The sequence below is a fragment of the Pseudomonas sp. NPDC077186 genome, assembly GCF_044543505.1.
Classification (GTDB): Bacteria; Pseudomonadota; Gammaproteobacteria; order Pseudomonadales; family Pseudomonadaceae; genus Aquipseudomonas.
Window position 1 is genome coordinate 18,704 of record NZ_JBITWE010000012.1, and the last position, 16,916, is coordinate 35,619.

A 16,916-nucleotide genomic window follows, 5' to 3' on the forward strand; every position below is an offset into this window, starting at 1 on the left:
CGTGGTTTCCTCGTATTTGTTGTTGTGCAGGAAAGGGCCGGGCTTGCGTGCTCAGAGGCTCAGCAGATGAATCAGCCGCGCCGCCACCTTGGCGGTGCGGTGGTCGATGTCGTATTCGGGGTTGAGCTCGGCCAGGTCGGCCAGGCGCAGCTTGCCGCTGCCCTTGAGCCGCTCGATCAAGGGCTCGAGCAGCTCCAGGCGCACCCCGCGCGGCGCCGGGGCGCTGACCCCGGGGGCCTCGCAGGCCGGCAGCACGTCGATGTCGATGGTCAGGTAGAGCGCGTCGCAGCTGGCGGCGAAGGCCTCCAGCTCGGCGCCGATGGCGTCGAGGCTCGACTCGCGGATCTCGCGGTCCTCGCGCACCAGTACGCCGAGGTCGGCGGCGCGCTGGAACAGCGCGCGGGTATTGCTGGCGCGGCTGACGCCGAGGCAGGCATAGCGGAACGGCCAGCCGCGCGCAGCGCACTGCTCGGCGATCTGGGCGAAGGGGGTGCCGGAGGAATGCACATGGGCCGGGTCGCGCAGGTCGAAGTGGGCGTCGAAATTGACGATGCCGATCCGCGGGGCATGGTTGCCGGAGAGGTGTTCGGCCAGCCCGGACCAGCTGCCGAAGGCCACCTCGTGGCCGCCGCCGATCACCAACGGCAGGTGGCCGGCATCCAGCAGCGCACAGACATTGCGACCGAGGCGAGCCTGGGCCGCTTCCAGGTCGCCGTCCTCGCAGGTGACGTCACCGGCGTCATAGGCCGGCGCCTGACGATGCCAGGCCAGGTTGGCCAGCGCCTTGCGCACACTCTGCGGCGCAGCGGCGGCGCCGACGCGGCCATGGTTGCGCCGCACACCCTCGTCGCAGGCGAAGCCGAGCAGGGCCAGGCCCGGCTGGCTGTCGCCGCCGAGGGCGCGAACGCGCTGGTGCCAGCGCGCGCTGTCGGTTTCGGGATCGATGCGGCCGGTCCAGGCGCTCATGCAATGACGGTCAGCGTGCATAAACCACTTCTCCATTGAAAACGCGCTGGCGCAGGCGCCCGGCCTGCACCGCATAGGCCAGTTCGGCCGGTTGCTGGATATCCCACAGGCACAGGTCAGCAGGCGCGCCGACCTCGATCCGCCCCAGGTCGAGGCGGCCGAGGGCGCGGGCGGCCTGGGCGGTCATGCCGCTCAGCGCCTCGCGCGGGGTCAAGCGAAACAGGGTGCAGGCCAGGTTGGCCATCAGCGTCGGCAGGCAGATCGGCGAGGTGCCGGGGTTGGCGTCGCTGGCCACCGCCATCGGCACGCCGTACTGGCGCAGCAGCTCGATGGGCGGCAACTGGGTCTCGCGCAGCACGTGGAAGGCGCCGGGCAGCAGCACGGCAACGGTGCCGGCTTCGGCCATGGCGCGTACGCCGGCTTCGTCGAGGTACTCGATATGGTCGGCCGACAGCGCGCCGTAACGCGCGGCCAGGGCGCTGCCGCCGAGATTGGAAAGCTGCTCGGCATGCGCCTTGATCGCCAGGCCATGGGCCTTGGCCGCCTGGTAGATGCGCTCGCACTGCGCCGGGGAGAAGCCGATGCCCTCGCAGAACACGTCCACCGCATCGGCCAGACCTTCGGCCGCGGCCGCCGGGATCATCTCGTCGCAGACCAGGGCCACGTAGTCGTCGGCGCGGCCGGCATATTCCGGCGGCAGGGCGTGGGCACCGAGCAGCGTGGTGATCACCCGCACCGGGCGCAGTTGGCCAAGACGACGGGCCACGCGCAGCATCTTCAGCTCGTCCGCCAACGTCAGGCCGTAGCCGGACTTGATCTCCACCGTGGTCACGCCATCGGCCAGCAGCGCGTCGAGGCGTGGCAGGCTGGCGGCGATCAACTCGTCCTCGCTGGCCGCGCGGGTGGCGCGCACGCTGCTGAGGATGCCGCCGCCGGCGCGGGCGATCTCTTCGTAGCTCACCCCTTCCAGGCGCTGCTCGAACTCGCCGGCACGGTTGCCGGCATAGACCAGGTGGGTGTGGCAATCGACCAGGCCGGGGGTCAGCACCCCGCCGCGACCGGCGCAGGCGGCGCCCTGGGCTAACGCCTCGTCGAACTCGCGCACCGGCCACAGGCCGGCGATGCACTCGCCTTCGACCAGCAGATTCATGGGCTCGTCGAGCTGGGCCAGGCCATCGAAGACCCGCACGTCGCGCCACAGCTGTTTCGGGGTTGGGAATGCCGGCATGGGATTCTCCGCATTTATTTTGTATATACAATATGAGCCATCCAGGCGAGCGTCAAGCCACGCCGGGAAAAATGACCATAGGGTCACAAGGCCTTTGCAAGGCGATTAATAATGGCTGAATCAGCCGGTATAGAGCTACTTTAGCCGCGAGGAACGGCGCCGCCGGCCGCGCATCGGGCAATGACCGCTGGTCGCCCGGACACATTGTATATACATTATATTGAAGCCGCCCAGGAGGCTGCCATGCCCCATCGCCTGCTCGACCTCGCCACCGCCCGCGCCATGCCCTGGAAGAATGGCGGCGGCGCAACCCTGGAACTGGCCATCGCCCCGGCGGGCGCCGGCCTGGACGACTTCGCCTGGCGCATCAGCAGCGCGCGGGTCGGCACGGCGGGTCCCTTCTCCGCCTTTGCCGGCGTCGACCGCAGCCTGGCGCTGCTCAGTGGCGCGGGGCTGCGCCTGCAGCGTGGCGACGGCCGCGTCGAGGAATTATTCAGCGGCGGCGCGGTGGCGCAGTTTCCCGGCGAGGAGGCGATCAGCGCGACGCTGGCGGACGGCCCGGTCGGCGACCTCAATCTGATGACCCGCCGCGGTGTCTGGCGCCATCGCCTCGCTCCGCTGCGGCTGCACGGGCGGCAGGAGTTGGAGAACGATGCGGAGGTGATGCTGCTCTGGTGCCAGGCCGGCGCGGACATCAAATGCCGGCTGCCCGATGGCGAGCAGCAGCTAATGCAGAGCGGCCAGGGCTTGCTGCTGGAAGCGCAGCGCGGGCCGCTGGCGCTATACGCGCAGCAGCCCGCCCTGCTCTATCTGGCGTGGCTGTATCGAGAGGGTTGATGTCGCTTCGTAGGGTGCGCCGCGCGCACCGGCCGTACCTAGCACGAACGCCGAACGAAAAAACGCAGCTCCTTGCGGAGCCGCGCCTTGGTTTGCCGCCGTCGAACCGTCTTGCTTCCGGCAGCTGCGACCGGGGGATTGGTGCGCACGGCGCACCCTACGGCTAGAGCACGCCTATCTCCCGCGCGGTCTGGTCCACCGCCAGCTTGGTCTTGCTGACCAGCTCGTCCAGGTCGCTGCGCGTGGCCACCAGCGCCGGGGCCATGATCATGCGTCCGCCGGTGGCGCGGATGATCAGGCCGTTGTCGAAGCCGATGCTGCGGCAGCGCCAGGTCAGCTCGGTTTCGTTGGCGAAGCGCTTGCGGCTGGCCGGGTCCTCGCTGAACTGCAGCGCCGCCACCAGGCCGCAGCCCTGGATCTCGCCGATCAGCGGGTGGCCGGCGAACGCCTCGCGCAGGCACTGCTGCAGGTAGGGGCCGGTATCGACCTTGACCCGCTCGACCACGCCCTCGTCGCGCAGCGCCTTGATATTGGCGATGGCCACCGCCGCCGCCACCGGGTGGCCGGAGTAGGTCAGGCCGTGGGCATAGACCCCGCCCTGCTCCACCAGTGTGTCGGCGATGCGCTTGCTCAATACCAGACCGCCCATGGGGATATATCCCGAGGTCAGGCCCTTGGCGATGGACAGGGTGTCCGGCTGGAAGCCGAAGTGCTGGTGGGCGAACCACTCGCCGGTGCGGCCGAAACCGCCGATCACCTCGTCGGCGCACAGCAGCACGTCGTACTGGCGGCAGATGCGCTGGATCTCCGGCCAGTAGCTCTCCGGCGGAAAGATCATGCCGCCGGCGCCCTGGAACGGCTCGGCGATAAAGGCCGCGACCTTCTCCGCACCCAGTTCGAGAATCTTCTCCTCCAGCTGCAGCGCGCAGCGCCGACCGAACTCGGTCGGGCTCAGCTCGCCGCCGGCGGCGAACCAGTAGGGCTCGTCGATATGGGCAATATCGGGAATCAGTCCCCCCATCTCGTGCATAAATTTCATCCCGCCCAGCGCGGTGCTGGCCAGTGTGGAGCCGTGGTAGCCGTTCCAGCGGCCGATCATCACCTTCTTCTGCGGCTTGCCGACAATCTGCCAGTAGCGGCGCACGGTGCGGATCAGCACCTCGTTGGCCTCCGAGCCGGAGTTGGTGTAGACGGCGTGGCTGTAGTGGCTCGGCAGCAGGCTGAACAGCTGCTCGGAGAGCTCCACCACCGCCGGGTGGGTGGTGTGGAAGAACATGTTGTAGTACGGCAGCTGCTCCAGCTGGCGGCTGGCGGCGGCGGCCAGGTCCTTGCGGCCGTAGCCGAGGTTGGTGCACCACAGGCCGGACATGCCGTCGAGGTAGCGCTGGCCGTCGTTGTCCCAGAGGTGTAGACCCTCGCCGCGCACCATGACCCGCGGGCCTTCGGCATTCAGCGCCTTCTGGTCGACGAAGGCATGGATATGGTGGGCCGCGTCCAGCTCCTGGTAGTCGCGGGTGGTACGGCTGGGGATGTGGGGGACTGTCATGGCAGTGACCTCGCCTCGATGGGTTGTCGGATGCCGGGGCCAGGCCCCGGCGGGAATTTATTGGGGTACGGCGTTGGCCGTAGGGTGCGCCGTGCGCACCAATAGCGGACGGGGTGCCCGGTGCGCACGTCGTACGATCTCGGCACCCCACGCATCGATCAATTACGCGCCAGCACCTGCTCCAGCGGCTCCGGGGTGAACAGCGGTTTGCGCATCACCAGTTTGATCCACAGCACCGCGATCAGCGAGACCAGGCCGAGCACCGCGCCGGCGCTGTAGAAGATGCTCGCGGTCATCTCCGGGCTGGGCGACACGTAGTAGATCGACACCAGCATGCCGGCGATGCCGAGCAGCTGCGGCAGCGGGTAGAACGGCGTCTTGAACGGCCGCGCCAGATCCGGGTAGCGGCGGCGCAGGGCGATCACGTCGAGGTGGCAGATGATGTAGGCCAGCAGCCAGGCGATGGCTGCGGCCAGCAGCAGCAGGCCGATGGCGCCCGGGTCGTCGCCCATCAGCAGCACCGGTGCGCCGGTGATGGCGGCGACGAACAGCACCGCCACCCAGGGCGTGTTGAAGCGCTTGCTGAGCAATTTGAACTGCGGGAAGGCCTGGCCGTTGACCGCCATGCCCAGCAGCATGCGCGGGATGGCCGCCAGCGAGGTGTTGACCGTGCTGCAGGTGGCAGTGACCGCGGCGATCACCAGGAAGATCTTGCCGCCCTCGCCGAGCAGCGCGGTGGCGAACAGGTAGTGCGGCAGCGCGGCGCCGGCCAGTTCCTCCTGCGGCACGTAGAACAGCGCGCCGATGGAGTACAGGGCGATGGTGACGAAGATCACCGCGACGCCGAGGATCATCGACCAGGGAATGTTGCGTTGCGGCTGCTTGGATTCCTCCACCAGCGGGCAGACGAACTCGGCGCCGACGAAGCCCCAGATGGCCAGCGCCACCAGGGTCAGCACCCCGGCGCCGAGCGGGTTCCAGTCGTTGCTCAGCACCCCCTCCAGCGCCGGCTGGCTGCCGCCGCCGGTCACCGCGGTCAGGCCCAGGGCCAGCAGCACTATCACCATGACCAGCGCCAGGGCCGACTGCAGGCGGGCGAACAGGTCGATGCCGAGCAGGTTGAGCAGGGTGAACAGGATCAGCACGCCATAGGCGATGCTCATGCTGGGGAACACCCCGGGGTAGACCTCGGCGATGATCAGGTCGAGCAGCAGCAACTCGGCCGAAAGGGCGAACATCGCCACCACCACGTAGCCGGAGAAGGTGGCGAGGATCGCCGGGAAGTGCCCCAGGGCCACCTCGGTGTAGCTGCTCAGGCTGCCGGCGCGGGGAATCATCAGCGCCAGCTCGGAGAACGACATGACGTAGGTCAGGGCGAGGAAGAAGGCCAGGGTCAGCGGGATCAGAAAGCCCAGCCCGGCGATGCCGGCGCCCTGCAGCATCAGCACCATCACGCCCTGCGACACCACCAGGCCAATGGCCACGGCGAGCAGGGCGCCGAGGCCGAGGCGGGCCCGGGACTTGGCGACGGGCCGCTCCGTGGCCAGGGTGGAAGCGAGGCTGATATCGGGATCGATCATGGTGGTTCTCCTGCAATCTTGTTGTTGTGACAGGTGGAACGACGGGCCCGCGCGCGGCTCAGCCGCGCAGTTGAACCCAGGTGGTTTTCAGCTGGCTGTACTTGTCGAAGGCGTGCAGCGACAGGTCGCGGCCGAAGCCGGACTGCTTGCAGCCGCCGAACGGCACGCAGACGTCGAGGGCATCCACGGTGTTCACCGACACGGTGCCGGCGCGCAGGCGCCGGGCCACGCGGTGGGCGCGGTTGAGGTCGTCGGTCCACAGCGAGGCGGCCAGGCCGTAGCAGCTGTCGTTGGCCAGGCGCAGGGCCTCGTCCTCGCTGTCGAAGGTGCTGACCGCCAGCACCGGGCCGAATACTTCCTCGCGGGCCAGGCGCATATCCGCCTTCACGCCGGTGAAGATGGTCGGGGTGATGAAGTTGTCCGAGCCGTTGATACGCAGGCGCTGGCCGCCGCAGGCCAGCCGCGCGCCCTCGCCCTGGGCCTGGTCGATAAAGGCCATGATCCGCTCGCTCTGCCGCGCCTCGACTATGGCGCCCATGCGGCTGGCCGGATCCAGCGGGTCGCCCGGCTGCCAGTCGCGCGCCTTGGCCAGCAGGCGTTCGACGAACTGGTCGTGGATGGAGCGCTCGATCAGCAGCCGCGAGTTGGCCGAGCACACCTCGCCCTGGTTGAAGAAGATGGCGAAGGCGGCCTTCTCCGCCGCCAGGTCGAGGTCCTGGCAGTCGGCGAACACCAGGTTGGGGCTCTTGCCGCCGCACTCCAGCCACACCTGCTTGAGGTTCGACTGCGCGGCGTAGGCCATAAAGTACTTGCCCACCTCGGTGGAGCCGGTGAAGGCCAGGCAGTCCACGTCCATATGCAGGCCGAGGGCCTTGCCGGCCGTTTCGCCCAGGCCCGGCACCACGTTGAGCACGCCCGCCGGCAGCCCGGCCTCGAGCGCCAGCTGGGCCAGGCGCAGGGCGGAGAACGGCGACTGCTCGGCGGGCTTCAAGACCACCGAGTTGCCGGCGGCCAGCGCCGGGGCCAGCTTCCAGGCGGCCAGGTCGAGGGGGAAGTTCCACGGCACCACCGCGCCTATCACCCCCAGCGGCTCGCGACCGATGGTGGCCAGGGCATTGCCGGCGGTGGGCGCGACCTGGTCGTAGAGCTTGTCCAGCGCCTCGGCGTACCAGGCGAACACCTGCGCGGCGCCCGGCACGTCGACGTTGTAGGCGTCCAGCACCGGCTTGCCCATGTTCAGCGAGTCGAGCAGCGCCAGCTCCTCGCGGTTAGCCAGGATCAGCTCGGCCAGGCGCAGCAGCACCGCCTTGCGTTCGCGCGGCGCCATGCGCGGCCAGGGGCCCTGCTCGAAGGCGCGGCGGGCGCTGGCCACGGCGGCGTCGATATCGGCGCCGTCGCAGGCGGCGACATTGGCCAGCAGTTGGTTGGTCGCCGGGTCGATCGACGCGAAACTGGCGCCGGATGCGGCCGGGCGCAGCCGCCCGTCGATCAGTGCGCCGGTGGGGAAAGCCTGGGCGGCAGCCCGCTGCTGCCAGTCGGAGAGTTGCAACATCGCCTCGATCCTCGCCACGGCCGTCATGGGCGGCCCTTGTTGTTGTCGAGGTCGATGGTGGCGCAGGGGGGCACACAGCGAAATTAGTAAATATATGCTCGCGACTTATGAAAAAACTGGGCTGCTGGCGGCGGGCGCTGGGGTATGTTGGAGTCGCGCCGTCTGGCGCCTTCGACAAACACGGACGACTCGCCAGAGCCGCCAACGAGGTCCGCCATGGCCAGCTACACCTTGCGTCAGCTCAAGTACTTCGTGACCACCGTGGAATGCGGCAGCGTGGCCGAGGCCTCGCGCAAGCTGTATATCGCCCAGCCGTCGATCTCCACCGCGATCAAGGGCCTGGAAGACAGCTTCGGCCTACAGCTGTTTATCCGCCACCACGCCCAAGGCGTGTCGCTCACCCCCGGCGGCGCGCGCTTCTACAAGAAGGCCCAGGAGCTGCTGCGCATGGCCCGCGAGTTCGAGCAGAACGCCCTGGCCGACAACGACGTGATCGCCGGGCAGATCGATATCGGCTGCTTCGAAACCGTCGCCCCGCTCTATCTGCCGCGCCTGATCGCCGGCTTCAACGCGCTCTATCCCGGGGTGGAAATCCGCATCCGCGACGGCGAGCAGCAGGAACTGGTGCAGGGCCTGACCGCCGGGCGCTTCGACCTGGCCATCCTCTACGCCCACGACCTCGACGCCACCATCGACAGCGAACCGCTGATGGCGCCGCAGAAACCCTACGCCCTGCTGCCCGAAGGCCACCGCTTCACCGGCCAGGCCCAGGTGTCGCTGCGCGACCTGGTGCTGGAACCGATGATCCTGCTCGACGTGCTGCCCAGCCGCACCTACTTCGTCAGCATCTTCGAGGAGCTGGGCCTGACGCCCAATATCGTCTTCAGCTCGCCGTCGATCGAGATGGTGCGCGGCATGGTCGGCCAGGGTTTCGGCTTCTCCCTGCTGGTCACCCGCCCGCACTCGGAATGCACCTACGACGGGCGAAAGGTGGTGATGGTGGACATCACTGAGGAGGTCAGCGGCTCCGGCCTGGTCGCCGCCTGGCTCAAGCGCGCGCAACTGACCAAGCCGGCGCAGCTGTTCGTCGAATACTGCAAGGAGCAGTTGGCGGCGGGAGACGGGGGCTAAGGAAGCTCTGAAAAAGCCATTTATCGTCACTCCCGCGAAGGCGGGAGCCCAGGGACTACGCAGGTTCTGGATTATTCCCCTTCGGGCCAGCGCAAGCGCTGTTCAGCGATAAAGCTGCTGTCCCGCCTGCGCGGGAATGACGGTTATTTCAGAGTTTCCCTAAGGGCTGGATCAGCCGACCCGGCCATCGGCGCCAGCGCCGCGCCAACCTAGCGGGCTGGCAAGATGCGTGATGCCCTGACCGCAGCAGCGCACCCTCCCTCGACCAGGAGCGGCGCTTTGCCCAGGCGCCGAGCGCGGTCTAGGCTTGCCTCCAGGTCTGTCGCCCGGAGGCCCCGCCATGCTCAAGACCTATCGCGGCAGCTGCCATTGCGGCGCCGTGCAGTTCGAGGCTGAGCTCGATCTCGAACAGGACTCCTACCGCTGCAACTGCTCGATCTGTCGGCGCACGCGCTTCTGGGTCGCGGTGGCCAGCCCCGAGGGCTTTCGCCTGCTGGCCGGCGCGGACGCGCTGAGCGAGTACCGCTGCCATAGCCGCAAGAACCAGCATCTGTTCTGCAAGCACTGTGGCGTGCGCGCCTTCGGCATCGGCAACGACACGCCCATCGGCACTATGTACGGCGTCAATATCGGTTGCCTGGAGGGGCTGAGCGAGGAGGCGCTGGCCCGCATCCCGATCCGCTGTGTCGATGGCCTCAACGACCGCTGGCAAGAGCCGCCGGCGTTTTTTGCCCACCTCTAGCTGGGGTCACCCACGCCGCAGCAGCAAGGCGAACAGTTCGGCGTGGCCGCCGACGTTGAGCTTCTGGTAGAGGTTGCGCCGGTGCACCTTGACCGTCTCCGGCGAGATGCCCAGCTGGCGGGCGATGGCCTTGCTGGAGAAGCCCTGGAGGATCAGCCGCGCGGTCGCCTCCTCGCGCTCGGACAGGCGCACGCCGGAACGCTCCAGCAGGGCGCCGAGGCTGCCGACCGCGGGCTCGCCCACCAGCCCTTCCGGCGCGCTCAGCTCGGCGTGCCGGCGCATCGCCGCCAGCACCCAGTCGCGCACGCACAGCAGCGTGCCCAGCTCGGCCGCGTCGAAGGCCGTCTGCCGGCCCAGCGACAGGCTGAGCACCGCGCCGCGGTGATTGAGCAAGAACTGCAGCTCGTCGCTGCCGACCACATGGCGGAAGTAGCTCAGGTAGTACTCGCTCTGGCGGAACTGGTCCGGCGCCAGGCCATCGAGGCTGTACAGGCCGTCGGCGATGCCGGCGCAGGCGGCCTGGTGGAAGGGGTCGAGCAGGTACATGCCGGCGCCGTAGTCGGCCATGTCCACCGCCCCGGCGAAGTCGAAGTCGGCCAGCAGCCGCGGCGCCTGGCCGCTGCGCATCAGGCTGACCAGGGCGTTGTCCAACGGCACCAGCTGGCGCAGCAGGTCGACCTGGGCGCGCCAGAAGCCGTCGCCGCCGAGTTGGCCGAACAGGCGCGCCAGGCCCTGGTGCAACGGCAGTTCGCGCAACAGCGCCTGCATACCTACCTCCTTCGGGTAACCCATGGGGGGAATTGGTGGCCGCGGCCGGCGCCACTAGCCTGCAGTCTCCCGACCGATCAGGCCTGTCGCAGGCCAGGAGTGCCGCATCATGCTTCGTCACCGCGCCCATCTCAAGCTCGGCCTGGCCGCCTGCCTAGGCGGCTGGCTGGCCAGCGCCACGGCCCTGGCCGACAGCGTCCACGTCTACAACTGGTACGACTATATCGGCCCGAGCACCCTCGCCGATTTTCGCCGCGACACCGGCATCGCCCCGGTCTACGACACCTTCGACAGCGCCGAGGTGCTGGAGGGCAAGCTGCTCACCGGCGGCAGCGGCTACGACGTGGTGGTGGCGAGCAACTACAGCCTGCCGACCCTGATCGCCGCCGGCGTGCTGCAGCCGATCGACCACGCGCAGCTGCCGCACAGCCGCCACCTCGATCCCGAGCTGCTGGCCAAGCTGGAGTTCAACGACCCCGGCAACCGCCACGCCCTGCCCTACCTGTGGGGCACCAACGGCATCGGCTACAACCCGGACAAGGTGCGCGCCGCGCTCGGCGACCAGGCGCCGCTGGACTCCTGGGACCTGCTGCTCGACGCGGCCAACCTGGCCAAGCTCGGCCAGTGCGGCGTGGCCCTGCTCGACTCGCCGGCGGAGGTGCTGCCCATCGTCCTCCACCACCTCGGCCTGCCGCCCAACAGCCACGACCCCGAGGATTACGCCAAGGCCCAGGCGCTGCTGCTCGAACTGCGCCCGCATATCACCTACTTCAACTCGTCGCGCTTTATCAACGACCTGGCCAACGGCGAGATCTGCGTCGCCCTCGGCTGGTCCGGCGCGGTGCTGGAGGCCAGGCACACCGCCGAGCAGGCCGGCAACGGCGTGCGGGTCGAGTACAGCCTGCCCAAGGAAGGCGCACCGGTGTGGTTCGACACCCTGGTGCTGCTCAAGGACGCGCCGCACCCGCAGCAGGGCCTGCGCTTTATCGACTACCTGCTGCAGCCGCAGGTCATCGCGCCGATCAGCGAACACCTCAACTACCCCAACGGCAACCGCGACGCCACGGCGCTGATCGCCGCCGCCACGCGCAACGACCCCAGCGTCTACCCGCCGAGCGCGGCCATGGCCAAGCTGTACAGCCTGCAGCCGCTGCCGCCGCGGATCGAACGCATCCGTACCCGGGTCTGGAGCACGGTGAAGACCGGCCGCTGATCCCCTTTCCTTCCCCTCAGACAGAGAACGACCATGAGCACACGCGCCCGCGACCTGGGTATTTCTTTCGGCCAACTGCAACCCGGCCCCCTCAACGCCATCACCGACGTGCCCGGCGTGCGCGTCGGCCACAGCAACGTGCGCGGCCGTTCCGTCCAGGGCCGCGATATCCATACCGGGGTCACCCTGATCGAGCCGCGCCCCGGCAGCACCGCCGAGCAGCCCTGCTTCGCCGGCGTCCACGTGCTCAACGGCAACGGCGACGCCACGGGACTGGAGTGGATTCGCGAGGCCGGCCTGCTGAGCAGCCCGATCGCCTTCACCAACACCCACAGCGTCGGCACCGTGCGCGACGCGCTGATCACCCTGGAGCGGCGCACACCTCCGGCTGACGGGCGCCTGTACTGGAGCATGCCGGTGGTGCTGGAGACCTTCGACGGCCTGCTGAATGACATCAACGGCTTCCATGTGCGGCCGGAGCACGTCGCCGCGGCCCTGGACGGCGCCAAGGGCGGCCCCGTGGCCGAGGGCGCGGTGGGCGGCGGCAGCGGCATGATCTGCCACGAGTACAAGGGCGGCATCGGCACCGCCTCGCGCCGGCTGAGCGCCGCGCAGGGCGGCTGGACGCTGGGCGCCATCGTCCAGGCCAACCACGGCACGCGCCGCGAGCTGCGCGTCGACGGCTACCCGGTGGGGCGCCATCTGGAGCGGGCCAGCTCGCCCTTCCTGCGCGCCGAGCTGCCGCATCCGGGCATGGGTTCGATCGTGGTCTGCCTGGCCACCGACGCGCCGCTGCTGCCGCACCAGTGCACGCGCCTGGCGCAGCGCGCCGGTCTCGGCATCGCCCGCACCGGCGGCGGCAACGAGGACTGCAGCGGCGACCTGTTCGTCGCCTTCTCCACCGGCAACCGCCTGGCGCCCGCCGACTACAGCCGCAAGGGTGCCTGCACCCACGACGGCCTGCGCATGGTCAACAACGACCATATCGGCGAGCTGTTCCTGGCGGCCACCGAGGCGGTGGAGGAAGCCATAGTCAATGCCCTGCTGGCGAGCGAGACGCTCGAAGGCAACGGCCATCGGGTGCCGGGGCTGGAAGCCGCAACCTTGCTGGCGGCGCTGCGCCAGGCCGGTTGGCCGGGGGCGACGGCTGAGCCGGCGTAGGCCGGAACGATTGGCCAATGGTGGAAAACGCTGCGCGGTTTTCCACCCCATGCCGTAGCCCGGATGCCCGCCGGGAGGTTCAGGCGTCCTGCTGCAGCCACTGCGCCAGCCGCGCCAGCAGCGCGTCGCAGGCGTCCAGCTGTTGCAGGCTGACGAACTCGTCGGGTTTATGGCCCTGCTCCATGCTGCCGGGGCCGCAGATCACCGTGTCGATGCCGGCTTGGTCGAACAGCCCGCCCTCGGTGCCGAAGGCCACGGTGCTGAAGTCCCGCGAGCCGCTGAGCAGCGCCAGCAGCTCGGCGGCTTCGCCCTGCGGGTCGGTGGCCAGCCCCGGGTAGGCCGACAGCGCCTGGAACTCGATGGCGCTGGCCGCACTGACCGCACGCATCTGCGGCAACAGCTCGGTCTCGGCGTAGGCGCGCAGATCACGCGCCACCTGCTGCGGATCGTCGGCCGGCAGCGCACGCACCTCGAAGTCGAACTGGCATTCGGCCGGGACTATGTTCAGCGCCCGGCCGCCCTGGATCAGGCCGGTCTGCACGGTGGAGTACGGCGGGTCGAAACGTGCGTCGCGGCGCGCCGGCGCGGCCAGCTGCGCGCCGATCTCGCCGAGCTTGCCGATCAGCCGGGCGGCGTACTCGATGGCGTTGACCCCCTGCGGCGCGTAGGCCGAATGGCAGGCGGCGCCGTGCACCTGGCAGCGCATCGCCAGCTTGCCCTTGTGGCCGAGCACCGGGCGCATCTCGGTGGGTTCGCCGATCAGGCAGATGGCCGGACGCTCGGGGCTGGCGCGCAGTTGCTCGACCAGGCTGCGCACGCCGAGGCAACCGACCTCCTCGTCGTAGGAGAGGGCGATATGCAGCGGCCGGCGCAGCGGTCGTTCGAGAAAGCGCGGCACGGCGGCCAGCACGCAGGCGATAAAGCCCTTCATGTCCGCCGCGCCGCGGCCGTACAGCCGGCCGTCGCGCTCGCTGAGCGCGAACGGCGGCAGCGTCCAGGCCTGGCCGTCCACCGGCACCACGTCGCTGTGCCCGGAGAGCATCACCCCGCCGGCGCCGGCCGGGCCGATGCGGGCATGCAGGTTGGCCTTGCTGCGCTCGGCGTTGTAGTCCAGCCCGCAGCTCAGGCCGAGGCCCTCCAGGTAGTCGCGAACGAAATCGATCAGCGCCAGGTTGGAGTCGCGGCTGACGGTGGGAAAGGCGATCAGGCGGGCGAGCAGGTCGCGGCTGCTGGGCATGGGTATGTCCTATGTAGAACCGAAAAGAGCGCTGGAGGCTGGACGAAAGGCCGTTTCCGTAGCCCGGATGCAATCCGGGGACCTGGGTGCCAGGCCGTCCCGGATTGCATCCGGGCTACGCTTCACTCGTCCCCCGGCACGCCATAGCTGGGCGCGGCGGTGGGGTCGAGGGCGCGGGTCAGGTAGTCCTGCATCTGCGGCGCATAGGCCTGCCAGAGTTTGTCCAGCTCGCCGATGGGGTCCTGCTCGGCCCAGTCGACACGCAAATCGACCATCGGCCAGGTGAGGTCGCCAACCACCTTGAGCGCCGCCGAATGCACCGGCCCGGCTTCGCCGCCGGCGGCCATGGCGGCATGCATCGCCACCAGCAGGCGCTCGGCCAGCTGCCCCGGGCTCTGCTCGAAGGCCGTGACCAGCGCCTCGATCACCGCCGTGGAGGCCAGCAGGTTGCCGGCGGCCACGCATTGTTCGCCGGCCAGGGCGTGATGCACGCCGAGCGCCTGGCTGCCGGAAAACAGCGCGCTGCGGCCCTGGCCGTCGAGCACCGCGACCTGGCGGTACTGGCTGTAGCCGTTGCGGGCCAGGGCCCGGTCCAGCGCCGCGGCGGGCTCGTGGCCGGCCTCGAGCAGATCGAGGACCTGCGGGCCGAGGGCCGGCAGGGTGACGTTCTGCGAGGCCACCGCACCGACCCCGGCGCGCAGCCAGGGACAACGCGCGCCGACGGCGATGCTCGACGAGCTGATGGCGATGCCCAGCTGGCCGGTGTCACTGCAGCGGCCGACGATGGAAAAGGTCATGGGCGGCTCCTCAGCGTTGCCAGTCGTCCGGGATCACCGCGATCACGTCGATCTCCATCAACCACTGCGGCTGGCCGAGGGCCGAGACCACCAGGCCGGTGGAGATCGGGAACACGCCCTTGAGCCACTTGCCGACCTCCTGGTAGACCGCCTCGCGGTAGCGCGGGTCGATCAGGTAGGTGGTGGTCTTGACGATATGCGACAGGTCGCTGCCGGCCTCTTCCAGCAGCTGCTTGACGTTCTTCATCGCCTGCTCGGTCTGCGCGCGGGCGTCGCCAAGGCCGACCAGACGACCCTCGAAGTCGGTGCCGACCTGGCCGCGTACGTACACGGTGTTGCCGGCGCGTACCGCCTGGCACAGGTCGTTGTCCAGGCTCTGGTTCGGGTAGGTGTCTTTGGTGTTGAACATGCGGATGCGGGTATGGGTAGGCATCGACTTACTCCCAGGAGGCGGCTTGTTGGACGGTGCTGGCCTGACGCTGCGCGGGGTCGCGGTACTCGGCGTACTTGCGCTGCGTGGCGATGTGGTCGGCGATGTGCTTGGCGTCGTGCCACACGCCCCAGATAAAGGTGGAGCCGCGGCGCGACAGCCAGGGCAGGCCGACGAAGTACACCCCGGGTTCGCTGGACACGCCGCGCTGGTGTGCAGGCTTGCCCGCCGCGTCGAAGGCGTCGACCTGCAGCCAGCTGAAGTCCACGGCGTAGCCGGTGGCCCAGATGATCGAGGAGATGCCGGCGGCGGCCAGGTCGAGTTCGCCAATCGGCCGGCGGATGCACTCGGCGTCCGGGTAGATCCGGCGCGCCTCCGGCTCCTCCGGCAGGTCGAGGCCGTTGCGGGCGATATAGGCGTCGGCGGCATCGAGCAGCGCCAGGTAGTTCTCGTCGCCGCGCGCCAGGTTGTCCGCCAGGTCGTCCTGGAAACGCACCAGGGGGCCGTCGAACGCCTGGGTCAGGCCGACCAGGGTCATGCCCTGCTGGGCCAGGCGGCGGAAATCGATGGTCTCGCCGCCGCGCGCGCCGCTGACGGCGATGGTCACGTGCTCCTTGCCCGGCTGCGCGGCCTCGGCGTCCCACAGGCCGAGCACGCCCAGCCACCAGCAGAAGTCGCGATTGCGATAGCTGCGCGGCGGCCGGTCGTGCGGGCCAACCGAGAGGTAGACGCGACGCCCGGCGCGCATCAGCTCGTCGGCGATCTGCACCCCCGAGGAGCCGGCACCGACCACCAGCACGCCGCCCTCCGGCAGCTGCTGCGGGTTGCGGTAGGCGGCCGAGTGGATCTGGTGCAGCGCGGTGTCCTTGGGCGCGATGGCCGGGATCACCGGGCGCTGGAAGGGACCGGTGGCGGAGACCACGCGGTTGGCCTGGATCACCCCGGCAGAGGTCTCCACGGTGAAGCCGGCGCGATCGGGGTTGCGCCGCACGCGGCGGACTTCCACGCCGGTGTAGATCGGCGCGGCGAACTGGCGGGCGTAGGCCTCGAAGTAGTCCGCCACCTGATCCTTGGCGGCGAAGGCGTCGGGGTCGAGGTCGAATTCCCGGCCGGGGAAGCGGTCGTGCCAGGCCGGCCCATTGGCCACCAGCGAATCCCAGCGCCCGCTGCGCCAGGCCTCGGCGATGCGGTTCTTCTCCAGCACCAGGTGCGGCACGCCGAGCTTGCTCAGGTGCTCGCTGACGGCCACGCCGGCCTGGCCGGCGCCGACCACCAGGGTGTCGATTTCGCCGGGCAGGGCCGCCGCGTCCCGGTACTGCTGAAAGGCGGTTTGATTCAGGTCGGTCATGGCAGGGTTCCTCGGACGCTGATCGTTGTTGTTGTGCTGTCGCGGCTAGCCGCTGGGTGTTGGCCGCATTCTGTGCAGCGCGAGGGATTCGCGAAATTATGATTTTTGTCGTCGCTGGCGAGGAAAAAGCTGCAGGCACGCCAAGGCCGCGGCCTGCGGGGCGAATGCCGGGGGCTATAGGATTTTTAGCGTTAGCAGCGACAAATCGGCGATGGGCTTGGTGCGCGCGGCGCACCCTACATGCCGGGCCGCCGTAGGGTGCGCCGCGCGCACCAGGGCCAGAACGCAAAAGCCCCGGCACTGGGGCCGGGGCTTGCGGGCGTTGCTCGAGCGTAGAACCTGTGCACGATCTCGCGAGCTAGAGCACTACAAGGCAAAAA

15 protein-coding genes are annotated in these 16,916 nt (G+C 69.2%); 5 read left to right on the top strand and 10 right to left on the bottom strand.

Going from position 1 to position 16,916, the window contains the following annotated elements; all coding sequences use genetic code 11:
- Nucleotides 1-51 precede the first annotated feature (51 nt).
- Nucleotides 52-987, bottom strand: a complete 936-nt coding sequence (hutG, locus tag ACIGKL_RS24505; protein WP_397488948.1) for a formimidoylglutamase — start codon at nt 985-987, stop codon at nt 52-54.
- On the bottom strand, nt 977-2,194 hold the full coding sequence (gene hutI / locus ACIGKL_RS24510) for an imidazolonepropionase (protein WP_397488949.1): 1,218 nt from the start codon (nt 2,192-2,194) through the stop codon (nt 977-979). Before hutI ends, hutG begins: the two co-directional genes overlap by 11 nt.
- A 243-nt stretch (nt 2,195-2,437) precedes the next feature.
- Between hutI and ACIGKL_RS24515 the strand changes: the two genes are divergently transcribed.
- A complete protein-coding gene (locus tag ACIGKL_RS24515; protein ID WP_397488950.1) occupies nt 2,438-3,031 on the top strand; it encodes a HutD family protein in 594 nt (197 codons plus the stop codon).
- A gap of 163 nt (nt 3,032-3,194) precedes the next feature.
- Here ACIGKL_RS24515 and ACIGKL_RS24520 read toward each other — a convergent pair whose 3' ends face one another.
- From ACIGKL_RS24520 to ACIGKL_RS24530, 3 genes are all read right to left on the bottom strand, one after another.
- A complete protein-coding gene (locus tag ACIGKL_RS24520; protein ID WP_397488951.1) occupies nt 3,195-4,577 on the bottom strand; it encodes an aspartate aminotransferase family protein in 1,383 nt (460 codons plus the stop codon).
- A 158-nt stretch (nt 4,578-4,735) separates the two neighbouring features.
- Nucleotides 4,736-6,157 carry an APC family permease gene (locus ACIGKL_RS24525; protein ID WP_397488952.1) on the bottom strand — a complete coding sequence of 474 codons (1,422 nt, stop codon included), beginning with the start codon at nt 6,155-6,157 and terminating at the stop codon, nt 4,736-4,738.
- Nucleotides 6,158-6,215: 58 nt separating this feature from the next.
- Nucleotides 6,216-7,709: an aldehyde dehydrogenase gene (locus ACIGKL_RS24530; RefSeq protein ID WP_397488953.1), complete on the bottom strand. Its 1,494-nt coding sequence runs from the start codon at nt 7,707-7,709 to the stop codon at nt 6,216-6,218.
- A 216-nt stretch (nt 7,710-7,925) separates the two neighbouring features.
- Between ACIGKL_RS24530 and ACIGKL_RS24535 the strand changes: the two genes are divergently transcribed.
- The gene (locus tag ACIGKL_RS24535) at nt 7,926-8,840 is read left to right on the top strand and encodes a LysR substrate-binding domain-containing protein (RefSeq protein WP_397488954.1); all 915 of its coding nucleotides are present in this window, start codon (nt 7,926-7,928) and stop codon (nt 8,838-8,840) included.
- A 340-nt stretch (nt 8,841-9,180) separates the two neighbouring features.
- Nucleotides 9,181-9,582, top strand: coding sequence for a GFA family protein (locus tag ACIGKL_RS24540; RefSeq protein WP_397488955.1), 402 nt, complete (start codon nt 9,181-9,183; stop codon nt 9,580-9,582).
- Nucleotides 9,583-9,588: 6 nt separating this feature from the next.
- Here ACIGKL_RS24540 and ACIGKL_RS24545 read toward each other — a convergent pair whose 3' ends face one another.
- A complete protein-coding gene (locus ACIGKL_RS24545) occupies nt 9,589-10,350 on the bottom strand; it encodes a LuxR C-terminal-related transcriptional regulator (protein ID WP_397488956.1) in 762 nt (253 codons plus the stop codon).
- A 109-nt stretch (nt 10,351-10,459) separates the two neighbouring features.
- On the opposite strand from ACIGKL_RS24545, the gene ACIGKL_RS24550 reads away from it, so the two are divergent.
- Together ACIGKL_RS24550 and ACIGKL_RS24555 are read left to right on the top strand one after the other, a co-directional pair.
- The gene (locus ACIGKL_RS24550; protein ID WP_397488957.1) at nt 10,460-11,563 is read left to right on the top strand and encodes a polyamine ABC transporter substrate-binding protein; all 1,104 of its coding nucleotides are present in this window, start codon (nt 10,460-10,462) and stop codon (nt 11,561-11,563) included.
- Between the two features lie 33 nt (nt 11,564-11,596).
- Entirely contained in the window at nt 11,597-12,724 is a 1,128-nt protein-coding gene (locus ACIGKL_RS24555; protein ID WP_397488958.1) for a P1 family peptidase, read from the top strand.
- Nucleotides 12,725-12,803: 79 nt separating this feature from the next.
- On the opposite strand, the gene argE is transcribed toward ACIGKL_RS24555, so the two are convergent.
- From argE to ACIGKL_RS24575, 4 genes are all read right to left on the bottom strand, one after another.
- Nucleotides 12,804-13,961, bottom strand: coding sequence for an acetylornithine deacetylase (gene argE / locus ACIGKL_RS24560; RefSeq protein ID WP_397488959.1), 1,158 nt, complete (start codon nt 13,959-13,961; stop codon nt 12,804-12,806).
- A 122-nt stretch (nt 13,962-14,083) separates the two neighbouring features.
- Nucleotides 14,084-14,758: a DUF1028 domain-containing protein gene (locus ACIGKL_RS24565; protein ID WP_397488960.1), complete on the bottom strand. Its 675-nt coding sequence runs from the start codon at nt 14,756-14,758 to the stop codon at nt 14,084-14,086.
- 10 nt (nt 14,759-14,768) lie between these two features.
- A complete protein-coding gene (locus ACIGKL_RS24570) occupies nt 14,769-15,191 on the bottom strand; it encodes a RidA family protein (protein WP_021442260.1) in 423 nt (140 codons plus the stop codon).
- Between the two features lie 4 nt (nt 15,192-15,195).
- Nucleotides 15,196-16,536, bottom strand: coding sequence for a flavin-containing monooxygenase (locus ACIGKL_RS24575; RefSeq protein WP_397488961.1), 1,341 nt, complete (start codon nt 16,534-16,536; stop codon nt 15,196-15,198).
- Nucleotides 16,537-16,916: the final 380 nt, after the last annotated feature.

Bases quoted from the DNA above. Each gene is read 5' to 3' on its own strand.
- hutG (WP_397488948.1), bottom strand. From the start codon at position 987: ATGCACGCTGACCGTCATTGCATGAGCGCCTGGACCGGCCGCATCGAT.
- hutI (WP_397488949.1), bottom strand. From the start codon at position 2,194: ATGCCGGCATTCCCAACCCCGAAACAGCTGTGGCGCGACGTGCGGGTC.
- ACIGKL_RS24515 (WP_397488950.1), top strand. From the start codon at position 2,438: ATGCCCCATCGCCTGCTCGACCTCGCCACCGCCCGCGCCATGCCCTGG.
- ACIGKL_RS24520 (WP_397488951.1), bottom strand. From the start codon at position 4,577: ATGACAGTCCCCCACATCCCCAGCCGTACCACCCGCGACTACCAGGAG.
- ACIGKL_RS24525 (WP_397488952.1), bottom strand. From the start codon at position 6,157: ATGATCGATCCCGATATCAGCCTCGCTTCCACCCTGGCCACGGAGCGG.
- ACIGKL_RS24530 (WP_397488953.1), bottom strand. From the start codon at position 7,709: ATGTTGCAACTCTCCGACTGGCAGCAGCGGGCTGCCGCCCAGGCTTTC.
- ACIGKL_RS24535 (WP_397488954.1), top strand. From the start codon at position 7,926: ATGGCCAGCTACACCTTGCGTCAGCTCAAGTACTTCGTGACCACCGTG.
- ACIGKL_RS24540 (WP_397488955.1), top strand. From the start codon at position 9,181: ATGCTCAAGACCTATCGCGGCAGCTGCCATTGCGGCGCCGTGCAGTTC.
- ACIGKL_RS24545 (WP_397488956.1), bottom strand. From the start codon at position 10,350: ATGCAGGCGCTGTTGCGCGAACTGCCGTTGCACCAGGGCCTGGCGCGC.
- ACIGKL_RS24550 (WP_397488957.1), top strand. From the start codon at position 10,460: ATGCTTCGTCACCGCGCCCATCTCAAGCTCGGCCTGGCCGCCTGCCTA.
- ACIGKL_RS24555 (WP_397488958.1), top strand. From the start codon at position 11,597: ATGAGCACACGCGCCCGCGACCTGGGTATTTCTTTCGGCCAACTGCAA.
- argE (WP_397488959.1), bottom strand. From the start codon at position 13,961: ATGCCCAGCAGCCGCGACCTGCTCGCCCGCCTGATCGCCTTTCCCACC.
- ACIGKL_RS24565 (WP_397488960.1), bottom strand. From the start codon at position 14,758: ATGACCTTTTCCATCGTCGGCCGCTGCAGTGACACCGGCCAGCTGGGC.
- ACIGKL_RS24570 (WP_021442260.1), bottom strand. From the start codon at position 15,191: ATGCCTACCCATACCCGCATCCGCATGTTCAACACCAAAGACACCTAC.
- ACIGKL_RS24575 (WP_397488961.1), bottom strand. From the start codon at position 16,536: ATGACCGACCTGAATCAAACCGCCTTTCAGCAGTACCGGGACGCGGCG.